Raw genomic sequence first — 18,883 nt, 5'->3', positions numbered from 1 at the left:
GGGGGAAGCCGGCGCGGCTGAGCCGCGCCGCGGGGCGTCCCGCGACACCGTGTTTCGAGCCCGCAATCTTCGGCTTTACGGGCCACGCAGCCGGATTAATCTTATCCCGCCACCAAGCAAGGGCCGCCGTGGCGGGGAGACGACGTCATGGCGCTGTTTCGGATCAATCCGCTGACGGGCGGGCCGCTGCTGCTTGATGGCAGCGAGACCGCGGATGTCTTCGTGACGCTCGGCACCGGCGATCTGATGGCCCCGGGGCTTTCGGTGCAGGCCGGCGGCGGGGCGGATACGCTCCGCATCCTGGACTCCGGCCCGCTGGCCGTGCTGGACGCCGCCTTCACCGGGCTGCGGGGCTTCGAGGCCGTGGTGCTGCGCGCCACCGGCAGCGCCAGCCTGGCGCTGGGCGGCCTGGCGGAGGCCGCGCTCGGCCCCGCCGCCACCATCACCCTGGCCAAGGTCGCCACCGCCGACCTGACGGTGCAGGCTGAGGGCCTCGCCACGGCCTTGCGCCTGGTCGGCCGCGCCGGAGACGACCTGCTTGCCGGCGGGCTGGGCAACGACACCATCCTCGGCGGCGCCGGCGCCGATACGCTGTCCGGCGGCGGTGGGCTGGACCGCCTGACCGGGGGCGAGGGTGCCGATGTCTTCCGCCTCGGCCCCGAGGCGGGGGAGGTCGTGGTGGTCGACTTCACCGCCGGGGAGGATGTGCTGGATTTCACGGGCTTTGTCGGCCTGACGGCGGCCGGACTGCTGGGCGCGGCACGGCAGATCGGCAGCGTGGTGCGCCTCGACCTCGGCGGCGTGCGGGTGACACTGCGGGAGACGATGCTGGCCGACCTCGCCGCCGGCGCCCTGCTGTTCGGCCCCGCCGCGGAGCCGCTGCTGGTGGAGGAGGATCGGGAGCGGATCGGCGCCCAGGGGGCGGCGGGCGCGGCGGGCGAATCGATCGACGCGCTGCTGTTCGGCGCCGCCGACCTGCTGACCGGCAGCCTGGGCAGCGACGTGGTGGAATACTTCGGCTTCGTGGAGGGCGGCGCCGGCGGTGCCGGGGCGGATGGCGCGGCGGGAATGGATGCCGAGCCCACCCTGCTGTTCCGGGCGCCGCAGAATATCCGCACCACGCTGCCCGGCGGCGATGGCGCGGCGGGCCAGGCGGGTGGCGCGGGGGGCGATGCCGCGGCGCGGGCCGAGGGCGCCGGCGCGCGGCTGCTGGGCGCGGTGGCGACCCCGGATGAGTCGACGCTCGCCCTTGAAGCCGTCGGCGGCGAGGGCGGCTCGGGCGGCCGCGGCGGCGATGGCGGCAACTCCGCGCTGCAGGCCAGCAGCGCGGTGCTGGATGGGGAGGGCCAGCCGGTCTCAGGCCTGATCGACACGGCCAGCCCGGGCGGCGCCGGCGGCGCCGGCGGGGCGGGCGGCGAGGGTGGCGAGGCGCTGGCCAGCATCCTCGACTTCATCGCCGATCGCTCCCCGGGCGCGGTGCTCTGGCTGGACACCAACGCCGAAGCGGGCGCGGGCGGTTTCGGCGGTGACGGGGGGGATGGCGGCGACGGCATCTTCGATGCGGATTTGTCGGATGGGCCGGATGGCGGGGAAGGCGGCGCGGGCGGGGCCGGTGGCGCCGGCGGGGCGGCCGCCGCGCGGATCAGCTTTCTGGTCGCCACCTCCGCGTTCGCGGAGCTGGACCTGGCCGTGGTGGCGGCTGGCGGCGAGGGCGGGGCGGGTGGCGCCGGCGGCGCGGGCGGCTTCGGCAGCACCGGCAGCGTGGAGGAGTTCGACGGCATGCTCAGCGGCTTCCGCGACGAGCGCTGGGACCGGGGCGGCGCCGGCGGCGCCGGCGGTGCCGGCGGTGATGCGGTGGCGGAGATCAGCGGCAACCGAATCGAGGCGGCGGGGGAGGCGGCGACCCTGGTCAGCCTGGACGCCGAGGCCACGGCCGGGGCGGGCGGCCTCGGCGGTGATGGCGGCCTGTCCGGGGAGGCGGTGGAGACCGGGACCTTCGAGGAGGGGGGTGTCCTTGTCACCGTCCATCCCGGCCAGGATGGGCCGGCGGGCGCGGCGGGCGCGGCGGGCACCGCGCGGATCATCCTGCGCGACAATCTGGTGGCCCTGGGCGGCGGCGATGATGCGCTTCAGCTCTCGCTCTTCATGGAAGGCGCCGCGACGCTGCTGGATTTCGCCGATAACCGCCTCGATGGCGAGGCGGGGCGGGACACGCTGGACCTGACCGGGGTGGATCTCTCCGGCGCCGTGGTGGATGTGGCGGCCGGGCTGCTGACGCTTGGCGGCCAGGCGGGCGCCACCATCGCGCGCTTCGAGGACTTCGTCGGCACCGAGCAGGCGGACCGCTTCGTCGATGGCGCGATGGAGCAGGTCTATTTCGGCGGCGGCGGCGCCGATGTCTTCGTCTTCGCCCCCGGCCATGGCCAGGACAGCATCAAGGATTTTCAGCGGGGCGAGGATCTGCTGGACCTCAGCGCCTTCGGCTATGCGGATTTCGCGGCGCTGGAGCTCGCCGGCAGCCCGCCGGACTATGAATTCCCCTATGTCGTGGTCATCACCTCCGGCGGCAGCGGCATCAGCCTGAGCTTCGCCGAGCCCACCATGCTGACGGCGGCGGATTTCATCCTGTAGCGCGGCTCAGAAATCGTCCAGCAGCGCATCGATGGCGGCCTGGGCCAGGTCGCCGCCGGCCGGGGTCTCGACGGTGCGGATGGTGGTCGCCACCCGCACCTGGGTGCGCTGGACCTCGGGCAGGGCACCATCCGGGATCATGGTCTCCAGCATCGTCTCCACCTGCTGCAGGTGCTGGATGGCGCGGCGGATGCGCTGGCCGGTCACGTCCTGGAAGCTGCAGGCCTCGAAGATGGAGTTCACCCGGGCGGCGATGGCGGCGACCGCATCCTTGTCCTGGCCGCCGCTGGCGATCCATTCCTGGATTGCCTCCGCCGCTTCCATGATGGTGTTGGCCGCCGCCTCCGTGGCCTGCACCACCGCCTCCAGCTCCAGCCCGCTGTTGCGGGTTGCGGCGGCGGGCATGGCGACCAGCTGACCGATCTGGTCGTGGATCCGCGCCAGCTCGGCCCGCATCTGCTCCTCGCCCATGTCGGCGATCTCGACGCTGGCGCAGAGCTCGGCCGACAGCTCCGCGATGCGGCGGTCGACAAAGGCATGCAGATCGGCCAGGGCGGGCCGCAGCTCCGCCCGCACGGCCTCGCGCATCGTCTCGATCGGGCTGGTCGTGTCGGCCATGCGCCATGTTCCCCGGCACCGCCCGCACCGCGCGGCCGGCAATCCGCCGGATCATGCCTGCGGCCGGTGAACGTTCCGTTGCGGTGAGGCCGCCTGGGGAAGCACCGACCCGCGGCCCGCCGCCGCTGCGGCGAAGCCAGGCCGGCGCCCAGGGGCCGGGAACCGACCTCAGGCCGGCAGCACCATGCGGCGGCGCAGCGCCGGGGCGCCGGCCGGCACCGCCGCCAGCAGATCCTTCCGCGCCTCCACGATCGCGACGCCGGCCAGGCGGGGGCACAGCGCGCGGCCTAGCCGCTCGCACGGGGCGGCGGTGGCGGCCAGGAAGCGCAGGCCGAGCGGCGGCAGGAACAGCGCTGCCTCCCGCCGTTCGGCCATGAACAGGTGGCGTGCCAGCAGCCGGGCGATCTGGCCGGCGGAATAGGGCTGGCCATGGCCGAAGGGCGTGCGTTCCAGCTGCGCCCACAGCCCCAGGCGGTTCGGCACCACGACGATGATGCGGCCATCGTCGCGCAGCACGCGCCAGGCCTCCCGCAGCAGGCGCCGGGCATTCTCCGCCGCCTCCAGCCCGTGCACCAGCAGCACGCGGTCGAAGCTGGCATCGGCGAAGGGCAGGGTGTCCTCCTCCGCCAGCAGGGCGGCGGAGCGGGGCGGCGGGGCGCCGGGCGCCGCGGGCGGCCAGGGCGCCGCCTGCGCGGTGCCGCCCTGGGAGGGCGTCAGCGCGATGCAGCGCGCCGCCTCCCGCTGCCACAGGCCGAGATAGGGCGCGGCATGGCCGATGCCGAGCACGGACTGCCCGGGCAGCAGCGGCCACAGCACGGCCAGCCGGTCCCGCACCAGCCGCGCCGCGACGGCACCACCGGGCGAGGCGTAGAACGCCAGCAAAGCATGGACCTCGACCGTCATGCCGGGGATATAGGGTGGATCGCCCCGGTTTGGACCGGGGCTGTGCTGGGGAAGGTGGCGCGCATGTCGGTGAAGGTGGAAGCGGTTCCCTGCCTGGAGGACAACTACCTGTGGCTGCTGCGGGACGGGCCGACGGGTGCCATCGGCATCTGCGACCCGGGCGAGGCCGCACCGGCCATCGCGGCGGTGGAGGCGGCCGGCGGCAGGCTGGACGCCATCCTGCTGACCCATCACCATGGCGACCACATCAATGGCGTGGCGGAGCTGCAGGCCCGCTTCCCCGGCGCGCGGCTGATCGGCGGCGCACCGGACGCGCATCGGCTGCCGAAGCTGGACGAAGCGGTGGGGGAGGGTGACACCGTCGCCTTCGGCGCCGCCCAGGCCAAGGTGATGCACCTGCCCGGCCACACCACCGGCCACATCGCCTTCCACTTCGCCGCCGACCATTTTCTTCTCTGCGGCGACGTGGTGTTTGCGCTGGGCTGCGGCCGGCCGCTGGAGGCGGGGGGTATGGAGGCGCTGTACAGGTCCTTCCAGCGCCTGGCCAAGCTGCCGCCGAACACGCGCTTCTGCTGCGGCCATGAATACACGGAAGCCAATGCCCGCTTCGCCCTGACGGTGGAGCCGGGCAACAAGGCGCTGCGGGCGGAAGCCGAGGCCGCCGGCGCGCTGCGCGCCGCGGGCCGCCCCACCGTGCCCACCACGCTGGCGCAGGAACTGGCGGCCAACCCCTATTTCCGCGCCCGCGACCTGGCCGAATTCACCGCGCGGCGGGAGGCGAAGAACCACTTCCGCGGCTGAAGGCGCCGCGCAACATTTCCCCGGCCGACCGATCCTGCCATGCTGCGCCGCACAGGGCGCCGGGATCGGTCGGGCCCGCCGCCAGGGAATTCGCGCCATGAAACTGCACTTCGCCCATGCCAGCCCCTTCGCCCGCAAGGTCCTGGCCTGCGCCATCCTGCGCGGCATCGAGGGCCGCATCGACCTCGTCATCACCGACCCGCACGCCTCGCCCGAGGCGCTGCTGCAGGACAACCCGCTGTCCAAGGTGCCGGCGCTGGTGACGGATGACGGCCGCCCGGTCTTCGACAGCCGGGTGATCTGCGAATACCTGGACACGGTCGGCGAATTGCCGCCGCTGTTCCCGCCCACCGGCAGCCTGGCCCGCCTGGCGGCGCAGATCCGCCACGCCCTGGCGGATGGCATCATGGACGCGGCCGTGGCGCGGCGGATGCGCTTCGGCAAGCCGATGGACGACACCCGCCTGGCCTTCGTCGCCCGCCAGAAGGCCGCGGTGGAGCGCGGCCTGGCGGCGCTGGAAGCCGACCCGCCGCAGGGCCTTGCGGATGTGGGAGAGGTCGCGGTGGCCTGCGCCCTGGGCTACCTGGATTTCCGCTTCCCGGACGAGCCCTGGCGCGGCCAGCACCCGCGCCTGGCGGACTGGTTCACCGAGGTCTCCCGCGCCCCGGCCCTGGCCCGCACCGCACCGCCGGGCTGAGCGTTTCTGCGTTGGAGCGACCCCATGGACCTGAGTGACCCCCGGCTGGGCGCCGCCGACCTCGTCGCCGCGCTCGGCCTCGCCCCGCATCCGGAAGGCGGGCATTACCGGGAGATGTGGCGGGATGTGCCGGCGGAGGGTGGCCGGGGGGCCGGCACCGCCATCCACTTCCTGCTCGATGCCGGGCAGCGCAGCCACTGGCACCGGGTGGATGCGGCGGAATGCTGGTTCTGGCAGGCCGGCGGGCCGCTGGTGCTGGCCCTGTCGCGGGACGGCACGGCGGTGGATGCCGAGATTCGGCTTGGCCCGGGCCTCGGTGCCGGCCAGGCGCTGATGGGCGTGGTGCCGAAGGGCTGGTGGCAGGCGGCCTGGCCGGCGGCGGATCGCTGGTGCCTGGTTTCCTGCACCGTCTCCCCGGCCTTCGACTTCGCCGGCTTCGAACTGGCCGCGCCCGGCTGGCGTCCGGGCGCATGAGCACGAGCCTGGCCTGGGACGAGCGCTACGCCGGCGGCAGCTTCCAGTTCGGGGAGGCGCCGAACCGCTACCTCGAAAGCCTGGCGCCGCGGCTGCGGCCGGGGATGCGGGCGCTGGCGATCGGCGATGGCGAAGGCCGCAACGGCGTCTGGCTGGCCGAACGCGGGCTGCGGACCACGTCGCTGGACTGGTCGCCGGTGGGCCTGGCCAAGGCCCGGGCGCTGGCGGAGCGCCGCGGCGTGGCGCTGGGGACGGTTGCCGCCGATGCCGCCGCCTGGGCCTATCCGGCGGCCGGTTTCGACCTGGTGGCCTGGATCTTTGTGCATTTGCCGCCCGAGGATCGCGCCGCGGCCGCGGCCGGGGTGGTGCGGGCGCTGGCGCCGGGCGGGCTGCTGGCGCTGGAATGTTTTTCGCCGGCCCAGCATGGGCGGCGCAGCGGCGGGCCGAAGCTGCCCGAACTGCTCTGGACCCGCGCCATCGTCGAGGAATTGTTCGCCGGGCTGGCGGTGGAGGAATTGCTGGAAGGCACCGTCGCGCTGGACGAAGGGCCGCGCCACCAGGGCCAGGCGGAGGTGGTGCGGGCGCTGCTGCGCAAGCCGTAGGCGCCGGCTTTACCGCGCCCGCGCCGCCGCGAACCCGCCACCGGCGACCAGCGCGGTCGCCAGCACCACCTTGGCGCTGAAGGCGCCCTCCCCGGCCAGGATCAGCAGCAGGGTGGAGGCGACGGGCACCGCATAGGCCAGGGTGCCCAGCAGCCGCGGGTCGCCGCGCTTCATGCCGACATCCCACAGGAAGAAGGCGGCGCCGACCGGGCCGAGGCCCAGCAGAACCACCGCCACCCACTGCCCGGCATCCGGCACCACCGTCGCCTCGAAGGCCAGATGGGCGACCGCCGCCAGCAGGGCCGCCGCCAGGCAGAAGCCGGCCACCGCCTCGGTCGGCACCCGCACCAGCCGGCGCGTGCCGGCGGCCACGGAATAGACGGCCCAGACCACCGCGGCCCCCAGCGCCGCCAGGAAGCCCGGCACCGCTTCCGGCGGGAAGGCCGCGCCGGTGCCCACCAGCAGGGCGCAGCCGGCGAAGCCCATGAACACCCCGGCCAGCCGCGCCGGCCCCAGCCGCAGGCCGCGCAGCGGCGCCGACAGCAGCACGATCAGCAGCGGCCACAGGTAGTTGATCAGATTGGCTTCCACCGCCGGCGCCAGGGCCAGCGCGGCGAAATACAGCGCGTGGTAGCCGAACAGCCCGCCGGCACCGTGCAGCCAGGCGATCGGCGGCTGGCGCAGCAGGGCCAGCCGCCCCTGCGCCGCCACCACCGCCAGCCCCACCGTGCCGCCCACGGCAAAGCCCATGGCGGTGATCTGCAACGGCGGCAGCCCGGCCGAAAGCCGGGACAGCAGGGCCAGGAAGGCCCACAGCGCCAGCGCGCCGCAGCCGGCCAGGGTAGCGGGCGTCACTGGAACTGCGGGTCGATCGGCACGCGCAGCGCCTCCGCCAGCCGGTTGGTCTCCGCCGCCATGCCGACCACCGCCAGCAATTCGCCGTACTGCGCCGGTGTCATGCCGCGGGCGCGGGCGGCGGCGGTGTGGCTGGCGATGCAATAGGCGCAGCCGCTGGTCATGGAGGCGGCGAGGTACAGCATCTCCTTCACCAAGGGGTCCAGCGCGCCGGGTGCCATGACGGCGGACAGGCTCTCCCAGGTCCGGCGCAGCAGCACCGGGTCCACGGCGAGCGACTTCCAGAAGTTGTTCACCTCCGGCACCCCGCGCGCGGCCTTGATCGCCTCGAAGACGGCCAGCGCCTCCGGCGCGAAATCCTCAGCCATTGGGCAGCGGCCGGTAGGGCAGGGCGCGGAAGGCAGTGGCGTGGATGGCGATGTCGCGCCAGACATCGCCGGTGACATAGGGGTCCGCCTCCAGCCAGGCCCGGGCCTCGGCATGGCTGGTGTGGCTTGTGGCGGCCAGCGAGCCCACCATCCGGCCGGCGTCATCCAGCAGCGCGCCGCCGAACAGCAGCGTGCCGTCCGCTGCCATCGGCCCGACGCGGGCGAAATGCGCCGGCCGGGCCGCCAGGCGGCGGTCCAGCGCGCCCGCATCGGTGCCGTCCCAGCCGATCAGCACGGAATGGGTGCGGCCCGCGGGCGGCGGTGCGTCCGGCGGCGGCCAGGGAAGGTAGGGCAGGGGGGCGATGCGGAAGCCATGTGCCGCCACCCGCTGCCAGACGCCGGCGGTGGCGAAGGGCTCCGCCGCCAGATAGGCGTCGCGCGCCGTCGCATCGCCCGCCACCAGCATCAGCGAGCCCAGGCTGTGCCCGGCCTCGTCCTGCAGCGGCAGGCCGAGCAGCAGGCGCCCGGCCGCGGCTTCCGCGGTGATGAAGGCCAGATGCGCTTCCCGCACGGCAGCGCGGCGCCCCGGCGCCGCCGCATCCGTGCCGTCCCAGCCCAGGATCGCCCAGGTCATGGCCCCGCGTCCTCCCGTAGCGTCCTTCAGTACATGTGCTGCCCGCCATTGATCGACAGCGTCGATCCGGTGACGAAGTCGGCCTCATCCGCCGTCAGGAAGGCGACGCCGCGGGCGATGTCCTGCGCCGTGCCCAGCCGGCCGCGCGGGATGCGGGCGATGATCTTCTCCAGCACGTCCGGCGGCACGGCGCGCACCATCTCCGTGTCCACATAGCCGGGGGCGACGGCGTTCACCGTGATCTGGTTGCGCGCGCCTTCCAGGGCCAGCGCCTTGGTGAAGCCGTGGATGCCGGATTTCGCGGCGGCGTAGTTCACCTGGCCGAGCTGCCCGGCCTGGCCGTTGATGGAGCCGATGTTGACGATGCGGCCGAACTTCCGGGCGCTCATGCCGTCCCAGACCGCCTTGCACATGTTGTAGCAGGAGCCGAGGTTGGTATCGATGACGTCGTCCCACATCTGGCGCGTCAGCTTGCGCATCATGGCGTCGCGGGTGATGCCGGCATTGTTCACCAGGATCTCGATCGGGCCCTGCTCCGCCTCGATCGTCTGCACCGCGGCGACGCAGGCCTCGAAATCACCGACGTCGAATTTATAGCAGGGGATCCCGGTGCGCTCGGTGAAGGCCTGCGCCGCCGCCTCGTTCCCGGCGTAGGAGGCGACGACCTTGCGGCCGGCGGCCTGCAACGCCTCGCTGATCGCGGCGCCGATGCCGCGCTGGCCGCCTGTCACCACTGCAACTCGTGCCATTTCGGCGTCCTTCCCTGTTGGCGCGCCACCCCGGCGGGCGCCGCCCATCCTCGCTTGCCCAACCGATACGCGCAATTCCCGCCCATGCGGTGCCCGGGCCGACCGGGGCCCCCGCGCGTTTCGGCCGATTGCATCGGGCGGCGCGGAAAAACCGGAGGTTGAACGCTTCGCGTTACGATTGCATCTTCACGGAACCGTGAGTGACGTGGCATAGCATGGGGTGAGGTCCAGCCTCGTCGCCAGGAACGCCAACCATGTCCCGAATGCCCGTCGCCCCGACCGTGCCCGATGGTCAGCAATCCGCCGCCGATGCCCAGGCGACGGATCGCAACGCCCTGGTGCTGATCCTGGAATATGTCGAGGCCGAGTGTCGCCGTCTCGGCGCCGAAGGTGCGGCGCGTCATGCGGCGCTGGCGGCGGCGCTGATGCCGCAGGACCGCGCCCCGGCCGGCATCCGGCTGAACTGAAGCGCGCCCCGCCTCAGCCGCGGCGCAGCAGGAACAGCGCCTGTTCGCCGAACAGATTGGCCAGCCAGGGGGAGCGCTTCCAGGGGGAACGCAGGCCCTTCTCGTCCACCGCCAGCCAGCGTTCCACCACATAGCCTTCCATGGCGCACAGCGCGAAGAAGTCGCGGATGGTGCAGGGATGGATGTTCGGCGTCTCGTACCAGGGCCGGCTCCAGGTCTCGTTGTCCGGCATCCGCCCGGACAGCAGCAGCCGGCTGCGCAACTGCCAATGGCCGAAATTGGGGAAGGAGACGATGGCCCGGGCGCCGATGCGCAGCATCTGGCGCAGCACTTCCCGCGGCCGTTCCACCGCCTGCAGGGTGCGGGACAGCACCACATAGTCGAAGGCGCTGTCGGGGTAGAATTCCAGGTCGGCATCGGCATCGCCGTGGATCACCGGCAGGCCGGCCGCCACCGCCTCCGTCGCCTCCGCCATGTCGATCTCGATGCCGCGGGCATCGGCCCGCTTCTCCCGAGTCAGGTATTCGATCAGCGCGCCATCGCCGCAGCCGATGTCCAGCACCCGGGCGCCCGGGGCCACCATCTCCGCGATCAGCCGCAGGTCCAGCCGCATGTTCTTGGCGACGAAGCGCACCTCGACCGCGTCGGGCACCGGCACCCCTCCCAGCAGGACAGGCGGCCCCTCTAGCCGCCGCGCCGCCCCGCCGTCCAGTGCGGGCTTCCGCGGCCGGCCGCCTTGCAGTGCAGTGCCGCAACTGTGCGCGGCCGCGACGGCGGGGGCGGCTTTGTTTTTGTGCGCAGTCGCAGGATAAGACGCACCGCGTGAGACGACGGAGTTGCATGTGCGCCTTGTGATGATCGGTGCCGGCTATGTTGGGCTCGTATCCGGTGCGTGCTTTGCTGAATTTGGCATGCAGGTTCATGTGGTGGATGCGGACCCGGCGAAGATCGCGGCGCTGCATGCCGGCCGGATTCCGATCTACGAGCCTGGGCTGGACCAGCTTGTGGCGGACAATGCGCGGGACGGCCGGCTGGTGTTCGGCACCGATCTCGATGCGGCGATGGAAGGGGCGGATGCGGTTTTCCTGGCCGTCGGCACGCCTTCCCGGCGTGGCGATGGGCATGCCGACCTGTCCTTCGTCTTCGCCGCGGCCGAGCAGGTCGCGCGCGCGGCGCGCGGGCCGATCGTGCTGGTGACGAAATCCACCGTGCCGGTCGGCACCGGCCGGCAGGTGAAGGAGATCGTCACGCGGGTGCGGCCGGACCTGCAGATCGCGGTGGCGTCGAATCCGGAATTCCTGCGCGAGGGCAACGCCATCGGCGACTTCATGCGCCCGGACCGGGTGGTGGTGGGGGTGGAGGAAGGGCCGCTGGGGCAGCGGGCCCAGGAATTGCTGCGGCGCATCTACCGGCCGCTGTTCCTGATGGAGACGCCGATCGTCAACACCTCGCTGGAGACGGCGGAGCTGACGAAATATGCGGCGAATGCCTTCCTGGCGATGAAGATCTCCTTCATCAACGAGATTGCCGACCTGTGCGAGAAGGTGGGCGCGGATGTGCACGACGTGGCGCGCGGCGTCGGGCTGGATGGCCGGATCGGCCGCAAATTCCTGCACCCGGGGCCGGGTTATGGCGGGTCCTGCTTCCCGAAGGACACGCTGGCGGTGGCGCGGACGGCGCGGGACTATGACAGCCCGCTGACGCTGATCGAGACGACGATCGCGATCAATGATGCGCGCAAGGCGCAGATGGCGGACCGGGTGATCGCGGCCTGCGGCGGCAGCGTGGCGGGCAAGACGATCGCGGTGCTGGGGCTGGCGTTCAAGCCGGAGACGGACGACATGCGGGACGCGCCGTCGCTGGTGGTGCTGCCGAAGCTGGTGGAGGCGGGGGCGCTGATCCGCGCCTATGACCCGGTGGCGATGGCGCATGCGAAGCAGATGCTGCCGGCGGGCATCGCCTATGCGACGGGCGCGCTGGATGCGGCGGAGGGCGCGGATGCGCTGGTGGTGCTGACGGAGTGGAACGAATTCCGGGCGCTGCCGCCGGCGCGGCTGAAGGCGGCGATGCGCGGCGTGGTGATTGAGGATCTGCGCAACGTCTATGACCCGCAGGCGATGCGCGAGGCCGGCTTCCGCTACCGCAGCATCGGCCGGCCCTGACGCCGGCCGGGGTTGCCCCCCGCCCTGCGCCGGCCGCCAGCGGCCCCCTTGGCGGGTGAGGCGGGTGGCAGGGACCGGCGGATTGCCGAAGGCCGCCCCTGACCCTACTCGTCGCGGCGGGGGCGGGCGAGCAGCCGCCCCATGGCCTCGCCGACCGAAAGCGACCCGGCGAGCAATTCCGCCACCGCGGCGCAGATCGGCAACTCCACCCCGGCTTCCGCCGCACGGGCGACGATGGCGGGCGCCGTCTCCACCCCCTCCGCCACGCTGACACGGCCGGCCAGCGCGGTGGCGAGCGGCGTGCCGCGGCCGAGTTCCATGCCGAGCGAGGTGTTGCGGCTGCCCGGGCCGGTGGTGGTCAGCAGCAGGTCGCCGAGGCCGGAAAGCCCCGCCGCCGTCTCCGCCCGCCCGCCCAGCGCCACTGTCAGGCGCGACAATTCCGCCAGGCCCCTCGTCACCAGCGCGGCGCGGGCATTTTCGCCCAACCCGGCTCCGATCACCGCGCCGGCGGCGATGGCGATGACGTTCTTCGCCGCGCCGCCCACCTGCACCCCCATCGGGTCGTCGCCGCCATAGAGCCGGAAGCCGGCGGTGCCCAGCACCTCGCCCGCCAGGCGGCGCAAGGCCGCGTCGCGGCTGGCCAGCACGGCGGCGGCCGGCAGGCCGCGGGCCACCTCATGCGCGAAATTCGGCCCGGAGAGCACGGCGGCGGGGGCGGCGGGGCGCACTGCCTCGAGGATTTCCAGCGGCAGGCGCAAGGTGCCGCGCTCCACCCCCTTGGCGCAGACCACCAGCGGACAGCCGGTGGCGGGCCAAGCCTGCAGCATGCCGCGCAGGTGCTGCACCGGCACCACCAGCAGGGCAAGAAGCGCGCCCTCCAGCGCGGTGGCGGCATCGGCGGTGACGGTGATGGCCGGCGTCAGCGGCAGCCCGGGCAGGTAGAGGGCATTCTCCCGCGATTGGTCGATGGCTGCGGCACGGGTCCCGTCCCGTGTCCACAAGGCCACCGCATTGCCGGCACGCGCCGCCTGCAGCGCCAGGGCCGTGCCCCAGGCCCCGGCGCCCATCACGGCGATGCGACGGCGTGCGCGTGGCGCCATGGAACCCCCTATTCGGCCGTGATGCGGGTGAGGCCGGCGGCGGCGCCGGGCTCGCCGGGGGCCAGCAGCGGCACCAGCGCCTGCAGGATGGCCTCGGCCTGTGCGGCGAAGCCGAAGGGCGCGTTCACCACCAGCAGGCCGCAGCCATTCAGCCGGGTCGGGTCCATGGGCTCGCGCAGCAGCAGTTCCGCGGCGATGGCATCCGCCACCGGCGCCTCCCGCAGCGCGGTGTGGAAGGCGCGCACCGGGGCGCGGTGCTTGATGGGGTACCAGGCGGCGACGATGCCGGCCCGGAAACGGTGGCGCAGCCGGGCCAGCGCGGCGGCGCAGCGCTCGAACTCGCCGGGCTGCTCGAAGGGCGGGTCGATCAGCACCAAGCCTCGGCGCTCGGGGAAGGGCGTCAGCGCCTCCACCGCCTCCCACGCATCGCGGTGATGCACGGCAACCTGACGGTCCCGCGCGTAATGGTGGCGCAGCGTCGCGTGGTCATCGGGGTGCAGCTCGCACAGCACCAGGCGGTCATCCGGCCGCAGCAGGGCGCGGGCGAGCTCCGGAGAGCCGGGATAGATGTCCGGGAAGCCGGCGGCGCGGACCAGCCCGGCATAATCCGCCAGGGGCCCTGCCATGACATCGGCGACGCGGCCGATGCCCTGGCGCCATTCGCCGGTGCGTTCCGCCTCGGAGGAGGCGAGGACATAGCTGCCGAGGCCCGCATGCGTGTCCAGCACGCGGAAGGGCTTGTCCTTGGCGGCGAGCGCCCGCAGCAGCGCCACCAGCAGGGCATGCTTGGCGACGTCGCAGGCATTGCCGGCGTGGAAGGCATGTCGGTAGTTCACGCCGCAGCGGGTAGCGCCGCCGGGGTGGCGGCGCAACCCGCCGGGCGGTCAGCGGGCTGTCGCGGCGCCGCCCACCGCACCGAGGCCGCCGCCGATCAGCGCGCCGGTGCCGGCATCGCCGGAGAGCGAACCCACCGCCGCGCCCGTGCCGGCGCCGAGCAGGCCGCCGGAGACGGCCCGGCTGCCAGGGGAACTGCCGCAGGCGGCGACGGCGAGCGTCAGGACCAGCGCCGCGGCCAGCCGAGGAAACACGGTCATTGTAACGTCCTCCATTGCGTGCGGTCCGAAAACGCGGGAGGCGGCCATTGGTTCAGGCGCCAATCTCCGACAGGGGCCAGCGCGGCCGCGGTGCGTGGTCCAGCGCGTCCACCAGCCCGGCGCGCAGCCGCTCGATCCCGGCCCAGGCGATCATCACGGCATTGTCGGTGCAGAGCCGGATCGGCGGCGCCACCATCGGCAGCCCGGCGCGCGCCGCGACGCCCGCCAGCGCCGCGCGCACCCCCTGGTTGGCCGCGACCCCACCCGAGACCACCAGCGCCGTCGCCCCCGGCGCCATCGCCAACGCATGCGCCGCGCGGTTCGCCAGGGTGGCGGCGACGGCGGCCTGGAAGCCGGCGGCGACATCGGCGCGGCCCTGCTCGTCCAGCCCCTTGGCGACGATGTTCGCCACCGCCGTCTTCAGCCCGCTGAAGGAGAAATCGCAGCCCGGCCGGCCGAGCAGCGGCCGCGGCAGGGTGAAGCGGGTGGCGTCGCCACCTGCCGCCAGGCGTTCCAGATGCGGCCCGCCCGGCCAGGGCAGGCCGAGCAGCTTGGCGGATTTGTCGAAGGCCTCGCCCACCGCATCGTCCAGCGTGGTGCCCAGCCGCCGGTGCCGGCCCACCCCCTCCACCAGCACGCATTGGCAATGTCCGCCGGACAGCAGCAGCAGCAGGTAGGGAAAGGCGAGCCCGCCCGGATGCACCCCCGGCAGCCGCGGCGTCAGCGCATGGCCTTCCAGGTGGTTGACCGCCACATAGGGAATGCCCTGGCTGATGGCGATGCCCTTGCCCAGCGTGGCGCCGACGATCAGCCCGCCGATCAGCCCCGGCCCGGCGGTGGCCGCCACCGCCGCCAGCCCGGCCGGCGTGGTGCCTGCCGCATCCAGCACCCGCCGCACCAGGGCGGGCAGATGCGCCAGGTGCGACCGGGCCGCAATTTCCGGCACCACGCCGCCATAGGGCGTGTGTTCCGCAAGCTGGGACAGCACGGCTTCCGCCAGGATGGTGCCGTCGGCGCGCAGGATGGCGGCGGCGGTCTCGTCGCAGGAGGATTCGAGGCCCAGCACCAGCGCCCCCTGGTCCAGACCCTGGTCCAGACCCTGCTGGCCGGTCGCGCCGGCCCGAAACTCTGCCATTCCCGCACCTTTCATACGCGCATCGCGGGGCCTAATAGGCGCCCATGTCCGCCGCACATCCCGCCGCGCCCTATCCGCGCCGCCCCGGCCCGCACGCCCCCACCGGCGCGATCCGCCCGCATTTCCGCAGCCTGCCCCTGCGCGTCGGCACGCGCGGCTCGCCGCTGGCGCTGTGGCAGACGCGGCACTTCCTGTCGATCATCACCCGCTTCTGCCCGGTGCTGCGCGACGCCAAGGCCTTCGAGGAACACGCCATCGCCACCTCCGGCGACCGCATCCAGGACAGGCGGCTGGCGGATATCGGCGGCAAGGGCCTCTTTGCCAAGGAAATCCACGAGGCGCTGCTGGATGGGCGGATCGACTTCGCCGTGCACAGCCTGAAGGACCTGGAGACGGAACTGCCGCCCGGCATCGTGCTGGCCTGCACCCTGCGGCGGGAGGATGCGCGGGATGCGCTGATCCTCGGCCCCGCCTGCGGCGTGCCCGATCCCTCCGATCCCTTTGCGGCGCTCCCGGCCGGCGCCGTCATCGGCACCGCCTCCGTCCGTCGCCAGGCGCAGATCCTGCATGCGCGGCCGGACCTGCGGATCGAGATGATCCGCGGCAATGTGCAGACCCGCCTGTCCAAGCTGCAGGCCGAGGGCGGTCCGGCGGCGACTCTGCTGGCCCTGGCCGGGCTGCGCCGGCTGGGGCTGGAGGAGCGCGCCTCCGTCGTGCTGGACCCGGATGCCATGGTGCCGGCGGCCGGGCAGGGGATCGTCGGCGTCACCGTCCGCGCCGACGATGTCGAACTGCACGAACTGCTCTCCGCCATCGAGGACCGGGAGGCGGCGGCGGTCAGCCAGGCGGAGCGGGCGCTGCTGGCGGCGCTCGATGGCTCCTGCCGCACGCCGATCGGCGGCCATGCGCGGCTGCTGTCGGATGGAAGGCTGCATCTGACCGGCCTGGTGGCCCGCGCCGACGGGTCCTTCCTGCTGAAGCGCAGCGCGCTGGGCGCGGTGGGCGAGGCGGTGGCGCTGGGACGCGATCTGGGCGCAAGCCTGCGGCGCGACAGCCCCGCCGACCTCTTCGCCTGAGATGCCGCCCCCGGTCCCCGGGGTGTTGGTGACGCGACCGGAGCCGGGCGGCGGGGAAACCGCCGCCCGGCTTCTGGCGCTTGGCTTCCGGCCGGTGCTGGCGCCAGCCCTGGTGCTGGTGCCACGACCCTTGCCGCTGCCACCCTGCCAGGCGGTGCTGGTAACCAGCCGTGCCGCCGCCCGCGCCCTGCCGGCGCCACCCCCTGGCCTGCCCCTGCTGGCGGTGGGCGAGGCGACGGCGGCGGCGGCCCGCGCCGCCGGCTGGCCTGCCTTGGTCGCCGCCGGCACGGCGGCGGATCTGGCCCGGCTCGCCGCCGCGCGGCTGGACCCTGCCGCCGGGCCGCTGCTGCTGGCGGTGGGCCAGGGCTATGCGCAGGATCTGGCGGCGGCGCTGCGCGGCGCCGGCTTCCGCGTGCTGCGCCGCATCGCCTATGCCGCCCACCCGGCCACCACCCTGCCGTCGGACGCGGCGGCGGCGATTGGCGGCGTGCGCTTCATCCTGTTCCACTCGCCTCGCTCCGCGCGCTGTGCCATCACTCTGTTCCGGGAGGCCGGCCAAGCCGCGACGCTTGCGGGGATGGAGGCGTTGGTGCTCAGCCGGCGGGTCGCGGAAGCGGCGCGTGCGGCCCTTGCCCCTGTGCGGTGGCGCGCCCTGCGCGTGGCCGCGCGGCCCACCGAGGACGCCTTGCTGGCGCTGCTCGGCCCCGGGGCTTTCCCGGGACCGGGCGCCGGGGAGGGCGGGCCGGAACAGGACGGGCCCCAGGATCACGGGCCCGAAGATGGGGGCCCGGACGATGGGGCCCCGGACGATGGGTCCGTTGAGTTGCGACACCGAGGAGAGCCATGAGCCAGACCCCTCCCCCCTCCCTCGCCGAACGGCTCCGCCGCTTGCGCATGGACCCGGCCGCGCTGCCCATCCTGGTGGCCGCGGTGGTGCTGGTCGGCGCCGTTGCCTGGCTGCTGGCCCGGCCGCTGCCGACCGAGCAGGCCGCCGCGCCCGCTGATGCGGCGCTGGAGGGCCGGCTGGCGAGCCTGGAAGGCCGCCCCGCGCCGAACCTGGCGCCGCTGGAAGCGCGGCTGGCCGCGCTGGAAGGCCGCGCCGCGCCGGACCTCGCCCCGCTTGAGGGCCGCATCGCCGCGCTGGAAGGCCGCCCGGCGCCCGACCTCGCCCCGCTCGACCAGCGGCTGACCGCGCTGGAGGGTGCGACCCGCGAACTCGGCGCGCGCCCCGTGGTCGATCCCGCCACGCTCGCCCCGCGCGCGGGGCTGGAGGCGCTGACGCAGCGGGTCGATGGCCTGGCACAGCGGCTTGAAGCGGCGATCCGGCAGGAGGAGGCCCGCGCCACCGCCAGCTCCGCCCGGATCGAGGGCGTGGCCCAGGAAGCGGCCGCCCGCCTCGCCAATGCCGAGCAGGCGCAGTCGCGCGGCGCGGAGCGCCTCGGCGCGCTGGAGACGACGCTGACGCAGCGGCTGGCCACGCTGGAACAGCAGCTGGCCGAACGCCGTTCCACCGCGGAGGCGCAGGCCGCCCGGATTGCGGAGCTGGAGGGCCAGGCGCAGCGCCTGGCGGCGCTGGAAGGCCGCGCCGGCAGGATGGCGACGCTGGACCAGCTGCGCGCGGCACTGGAAGCCGGGCAGCGGCTGGGCGGCGCGCTGTCCACCCTGCGCGACCCACCCTCCGCCCTGTCCCGCTTCGCGGAGACCGCGCCGCCCACCGAGGCCGGTCTGCGCCTGCGCTTCGAGGAGGCGGCGCGCGACGCCATGGCGGCAAGCGATCCAGGCCGGCAGGGCCAGGGCGTGGTCGACTCGGCGCTGGCACGCCTGTCCGGGCTGGTGACGGTGCGGCGTGGCGAGGCGGTGCTGTGGGGCGACGCGGCCGCGGCCGAGATCGAGAAATCCCGCCGCGCCCTGGAAGCCGGCGACCTGGCCGGCAGCCTGCCGCCGCTGCGGCGGCTGTCGCCGGAGGCGCAGCAGGCGATGGGCGACTGGATAGCCCAGGCGGAAGCGCTGATCGCGGCCCGCGCCGCGCTGCGCAGCCTGGCGGCGGGGTAGGATCGGCACCATGCGCAGCGCCCTTCTCTACCTGGTTCTCCTGGCCGCCGGCGTGGCCGGCATCCTGTGGGTCGCCCAGCTCGGCGGCGCGGTGGAAATCCGCGTCGGCGAGGCCGAGGTGCTGGTCGGCCTGCCGGTGGCCCTGCTGCTGCTGGCGGTGCTGTTCCTCGTCCTGCACCTGCTGCTGGCGGCGCTGGCCGCGCTCGGCCGGCTGCCGGCGCGGATGCGTGCCCGGCGCGCCGCGCGGCGGCGCGGCGAGGGCGATGCGGCGCTGACCCGCGCCCTGGTGGCACTGGCCGCCGGCACGCCGGATTCGGCGCGGATCGAGGTCCGCCGCGCCCGCAAGGGGCTGGGCGACACGCCGCAGACCCTGCTGCTGGCCGCCGAGGCGGAACGCCTCGCCGGGCGCGAATCGGCGGCCACCGAGGTGTTCCGCCAGTTGGCGGCGATGCCTGAGGCGCGGTT

The 18,883-nt window shown here is 74.1% G+C and carries 22 protein-coding genes; 11 read left to right on the top strand and 11 right to left on the bottom strand.

Features of this window, described 5'->3' with window-relative positions; all coding sequences use genetic code 11:
• Positions 1 to 147 precede the first annotated feature (147 nt).
• Positions 148 to 2,631, top strand: a complete 2,484-nt coding sequence (locus HEQ75_RS28835; protein WP_168033619.1) for a calcium-binding protein — start codon at positions 148 to 150, stop codon at positions 2,629 to 2,631.
• 6 nt (positions 2,632 to 2,637) lie between these two features.
• Here the strand turns inward: HEQ75_RS28835 and HEQ75_RS18950 are convergent, their stop codons facing one another.
• Both HEQ75_RS18950 and HEQ75_RS18945 read right to left on the bottom strand, forming a co-directional pair.
• Positions 2,638 to 3,249, bottom strand: coding sequence for a hypothetical protein (locus HEQ75_RS18950; RefSeq protein WP_168033617.1), 612 nt, complete (start codon positions 3,247 to 3,249; stop codon positions 2,638 to 2,640).
• A gap of 168 nt (positions 3,250 to 3,417) precedes the next feature.
• Positions 3,418 to 4,152, bottom strand: coding sequence for a class I SAM-dependent methyltransferase (locus HEQ75_RS18945; RefSeq protein ID WP_168033615.1), 735 nt, complete (start codon positions 4,150 to 4,152; stop codon positions 3,418 to 3,420).
• 63 nt (positions 4,153 to 4,215) lie between these two features.
• On the opposite strand from HEQ75_RS18945, the gene gloB reads away from it, so the two are divergent.
• The 4 genes from gloB to HEQ75_RS18925 all read left to right on the top strand — a co-directional run bounded on the left by gloB (position 4,216) and on the right by HEQ75_RS18925 (position 6,726).
• The gene (gene gloB / locus HEQ75_RS18940; protein ID WP_168033613.1) at positions 4,216 to 4,953 is read left to right on the top strand and encodes a hydroxyacylglutathione hydrolase; all 738 of its coding nucleotides are present in this window, start codon (positions 4,216 to 4,218) and stop codon (positions 4,951 to 4,953) included.
• A 97-nt stretch (positions 4,954 to 5,050) separates the two neighbouring features.
• Positions 5,051 to 5,650, top strand: coding sequence for a glutathione S-transferase N-terminal domain-containing protein (locus tag HEQ75_RS28830; protein ID WP_168033611.1), 600 nt, complete (start codon positions 5,051 to 5,053; stop codon positions 5,648 to 5,650).
• A 24-nt stretch (positions 5,651 to 5,674) separates the two neighbouring features.
• A complete protein-coding gene (locus HEQ75_RS18930; RefSeq protein ID WP_168033609.1) occupies positions 5,675 to 6,124 on the top strand; it encodes a cupin domain-containing protein in 450 nt (149 codons plus the stop codon).
• Complete coding sequence (locus HEQ75_RS18925; protein WP_168033607.1) at positions 6,121 to 6,726, top strand: SAM-dependent methyltransferase; 606 nt, start codon at positions 6,121 to 6,123, stop codon at positions 6,724 to 6,726. The genes HEQ75_RS18930 and HEQ75_RS18925 overlap by 4 nt, the downstream gene beginning before the upstream one ends.
• Positions 6,727 to 6,735: 9 nt before the next feature.
• Here the strand turns inward: HEQ75_RS18925 and yddG are convergent, their stop codons facing one another.
• Genes yddG through phbB form a run of 4 tightly spaced genes read right to left on the bottom strand, consistent with a single transcriptional unit; the run spans position 6,736 to position 9,332 of the window.
• Positions 6,736 to 7,581 (bottom strand): aromatic amino acid exporter YddG, encoded by an 846-nt coding sequence (yddG, locus tag HEQ75_RS18920; protein WP_168033605.1) that lies wholly within the window; start codon positions 7,579 to 7,581, stop codon positions 6,736 to 6,738.
• Positions 7,578 to 7,949 carry a carboxymuconolactone decarboxylase family protein gene (locus HEQ75_RS18915; protein WP_168033603.1) on the bottom strand — a complete coding sequence of 124 codons (372 nt, stop codon included), beginning with the start codon at positions 7,947 to 7,949 and terminating at the stop codon, positions 7,578 to 7,580. Before HEQ75_RS18915 ends, yddG begins: the two co-directional genes overlap by 4 nt.
• A complete protein-coding gene (locus HEQ75_RS18910) occupies positions 7,942 to 8,583 on the bottom strand; it encodes a YciI family protein (RefSeq protein ID WP_235961953.1) in 642 nt (213 codons plus the stop codon). Before HEQ75_RS18910 ends, HEQ75_RS18915 begins: the two co-directional genes overlap by 8 nt.
• A gap of 26 nt (positions 8,584 to 8,609) precedes the next feature.
• Positions 8,610 to 9,332: an acetoacetyl-CoA reductase gene (gene phbB, locus HEQ75_RS18905; RefSeq protein WP_168033601.1), complete on the bottom strand. Its 723-nt coding sequence runs from the start codon at positions 9,330 to 9,332 to the stop codon at positions 8,610 to 8,612.
• Positions 9,333 to 9,586: 254 nt separating this feature from the next.
• Here phbB and HEQ75_RS18900 point away from each other — a divergent pair, with 254 nt between their 5' ends.
• Positions 9,587 to 9,799, top strand: a complete 213-nt coding sequence (locus tag HEQ75_RS18900; RefSeq protein ID WP_168033599.1) for a hypothetical protein — start codon at positions 9,587 to 9,589, stop codon at positions 9,797 to 9,799.
• 13 nt (positions 9,800 to 9,812) lie between these two features.
• Here the strand turns inward: HEQ75_RS18900 and metW are convergent, their stop codons facing one another.
• Entirely contained in the window at positions 9,813 to 10,412 is a 600-nt protein-coding gene (metW, locus tag HEQ75_RS18895; RefSeq protein WP_168033681.1) for a methionine biosynthesis protein MetW, read from the bottom strand.
• 229 nt (positions 10,413 to 10,641) lie between these two features.
• Here metW and HEQ75_RS18890 point away from each other — a divergent pair, with 229 nt between their 5' ends.
• A complete protein-coding gene (locus HEQ75_RS18890) occupies positions 10,642 to 11,961 on the top strand; it encodes a UDP-glucose dehydrogenase family protein (protein WP_168033597.1) in 1,320 nt (439 codons plus the stop codon).
• A gap of 104 nt (positions 11,962 to 12,065) precedes the next feature.
• On the opposite strand, the gene HEQ75_RS18885 is transcribed toward HEQ75_RS18890, so the two are convergent.
• From HEQ75_RS18885 to tsaD, 4 genes are read right to left on the bottom strand one after another with little or no spacing between them, the layout of a single operon-like run.
• Positions 12,066 to 13,061: an NAD(P)H-dependent glycerol-3-phosphate dehydrogenase gene (locus HEQ75_RS18885; RefSeq protein ID WP_168033595.1), complete on the bottom strand. Its 996-nt coding sequence runs from the start codon at positions 13,059 to 13,061 to the stop codon at positions 12,066 to 12,068.
• Between the two features lie 8 nt (positions 13,062 to 13,069).
• Positions 13,070 to 13,897, bottom strand: a complete 828-nt coding sequence (locus HEQ75_RS18880; protein ID WP_168033593.1) for a 23S rRNA (adenine(2030)-N(6))-methyltransferase RlmJ — start codon at positions 13,895 to 13,897, stop codon at positions 13,070 to 13,072.
• 48 nt (positions 13,898 to 13,945) lie between these two features.
• Positions 13,946 to 14,155 (bottom strand): YMGG-like glycine zipper-containing protein, encoded by a 210-nt coding sequence (locus HEQ75_RS18875; protein WP_328734389.1) that lies wholly within the window; start codon positions 14,153 to 14,155, stop codon positions 13,946 to 13,948.
• 52 nt (positions 14,156 to 14,207) lie between these two features.
• Positions 14,208 to 15,290 carry a tRNA (adenosine(37)-N6)-threonylcarbamoyltransferase complex transferase subunit TsaD gene (gene tsaD / locus HEQ75_RS18870; RefSeq protein WP_168033589.1) on the bottom strand — a complete coding sequence of 361 codons (1,083 nt, stop codon included), beginning with the start codon at positions 15,288 to 15,290 and terminating at the stop codon, positions 14,208 to 14,210.
• A gap of 44 nt (positions 15,291 to 15,334) precedes the next feature.
• On the opposite strand from tsaD, the gene hemC reads away from it, so the two are divergent.
• From hemC to HEQ75_RS18850, 4 genes are all read left to right on the top strand, one after another.
• Complete coding sequence (gene hemC, locus HEQ75_RS18865) at positions 15,335 to 16,366, top strand: hydroxymethylbilane synthase (protein WP_168033587.1); 1,032 nt, start codon at positions 15,335 to 15,337, stop codon at positions 16,364 to 16,366.
• Between the two features lies 1 nt (position 16,367).
• Positions 16,368 to 17,213 (top strand): uroporphyrinogen-III synthase, encoded by an 846-nt coding sequence (locus tag HEQ75_RS18860; RefSeq protein ID WP_168033585.1) that lies wholly within the window; start codon positions 16,368 to 16,370, stop codon positions 17,211 to 17,213.
• Positions 17,210 to 18,418, top strand: a complete 1,209-nt coding sequence (locus tag HEQ75_RS18855; RefSeq protein ID WP_168033583.1) for a hypothetical protein — start codon at positions 17,210 to 17,212, stop codon at positions 18,416 to 18,418. Before HEQ75_RS18860 ends, HEQ75_RS18855 begins: the two co-directional genes overlap by 4 nt.
• A gap of 10 nt (positions 18,419 to 18,428) precedes the next feature.
• Positions 18,429 to 18,883 (top strand): heme biosynthesis protein HemY (locus tag HEQ75_RS18850; protein ID WP_168033581.1); only part of this gene is annotated, 455 nt, incomplete at its 3' end.

This window comes from Falsiroseomonas selenitidurans (assembly GCF_012103215.1).
Lineage (GTDB): Bacteria > Pseudomonadota > Alphaproteobacteria > Acetobacterales > Acetobacteraceae > Falsiroseomonas > Falsiroseomonas selenitidurans.
Note: the sequence above shows the minus strand (reverse complement) of the source record. Positions and strands in the feature narration are given on the sequence as shown.

What these genes read in the sequence shown, in the direction of transcription:
- HEQ75_RS18900 (WP_168033599.1), top strand. Translation starts at nt 9,587, where the DNA reads ATGTCCCGAATGCCCGTCGCCCCGACCGTGCCCGATGGTCAGCAATCC.
- tsaD (WP_168033589.1), bottom strand. Translation starts at nt 15,290, where the DNA reads ATGGCAGAGTTTCGGGCCGGCGCGACCGGCCAGCAGGGTCTGGACCAG.
- HEQ75_RS18910 (WP_235961953.1), bottom strand. Translation starts at nt 8,583, where the DNA reads ATGACCTGGGCGATCCTGGGCTGGGACGGCACGGATGCGGCGGCGCCG.
- HEQ75_RS18945 (WP_168033615.1), bottom strand. Translation starts at nt 4,152, where the DNA reads ATGACGGTCGAGGTCCATGCTTTGCTGGCGTTCTACGCCTCGCCCGGT.
- HEQ75_RS28830 (WP_168033611.1), top strand. Translation starts at nt 5,051, where the DNA reads ATGAAACTGCACTTCGCCCATGCCAGCCCCTTCGCCCGCAAGGTCCTG.
- phbB (WP_168033601.1), bottom strand. Translation starts at nt 9,332, where the DNA reads ATGGCACGAGTTGCAGTGGTGACAGGCGGCCAGCGCGGCATCGGCGCC.
- HEQ75_RS18885 (WP_168033595.1), bottom strand. Translation starts at nt 13,061, where the DNA reads ATGGCGCCACGCGCACGCCGTCGCATCGCCGTGATGGGCGCCGGGGCC.
- HEQ75_RS18915 (WP_168033603.1), bottom strand. Translation starts at nt 7,949, where the DNA reads ATGGCTGAGGATTTCGCGCCGGAGGCGCTGGCCGTCTTCGAGGCGATC.
- HEQ75_RS18930 (WP_168033609.1), top strand. Translation starts at nt 5,675, where the DNA reads ATGGACCTGAGTGACCCCCGGCTGGGCGCCGCCGACCTCGTCGCCGCG.
- metW (WP_168033681.1), bottom strand. Translation starts at nt 10,412, where the DNA reads ATGCGGCTGGACCTGCGGCTGATCGCGGAGATGGTGGCCCCGGGCGCC.
- gloB (WP_168033613.1), top strand. Translation starts at nt 4,216, where the DNA reads ATGTCGGTGAAGGTGGAAGCGGTTCCCTGCCTGGAGGACAACTACCTG.
- hemC (WP_168033587.1), top strand. Translation starts at nt 15,335, where the DNA reads ATGTCCGCCGCACATCCCGCCGCGCCCTATCCGCGCCGCCCCGGCCCG.
- HEQ75_RS18875 (WP_328734389.1), bottom strand. Translation starts at nt 14,155, where the DNA reads ATGACCGTGTTTCCTCGGCTGGCCGCGGCGCTGGTCCTGACGCTCGCC.
- HEQ75_RS18925 (WP_168033607.1), top strand. Translation starts at nt 6,121, where the DNA reads ATGAGCACGAGCCTGGCCTGGGACGAGCGCTACGCCGGCGGCAGCTTC.
- HEQ75_RS18950 (WP_168033617.1), bottom strand. Translation starts at nt 3,249, where the DNA reads ATGGCCGACACGACCAGCCCGATCGAGACGATGCGCGAGGCCGTGCGG.
- HEQ75_RS18860 (WP_168033585.1), top strand. Translation starts at nt 16,368, where the DNA reads ATGCCGCCCCCGGTCCCCGGGGTGTTGGTGACGCGACCGGAGCCGGGC.
- HEQ75_RS28835 (WP_168033619.1), top strand. Translation starts at nt 148, where the DNA reads ATGGCGCTGTTTCGGATCAATCCGCTGACGGGCGGGCCGCTGCTGCTT.
- HEQ75_RS18855 (WP_168033583.1), top strand. Translation starts at nt 17,210, where the DNA reads ATGAGCCAGACCCCTCCCCCCTCCCTCGCCGAACGGCTCCGCCGCTTG.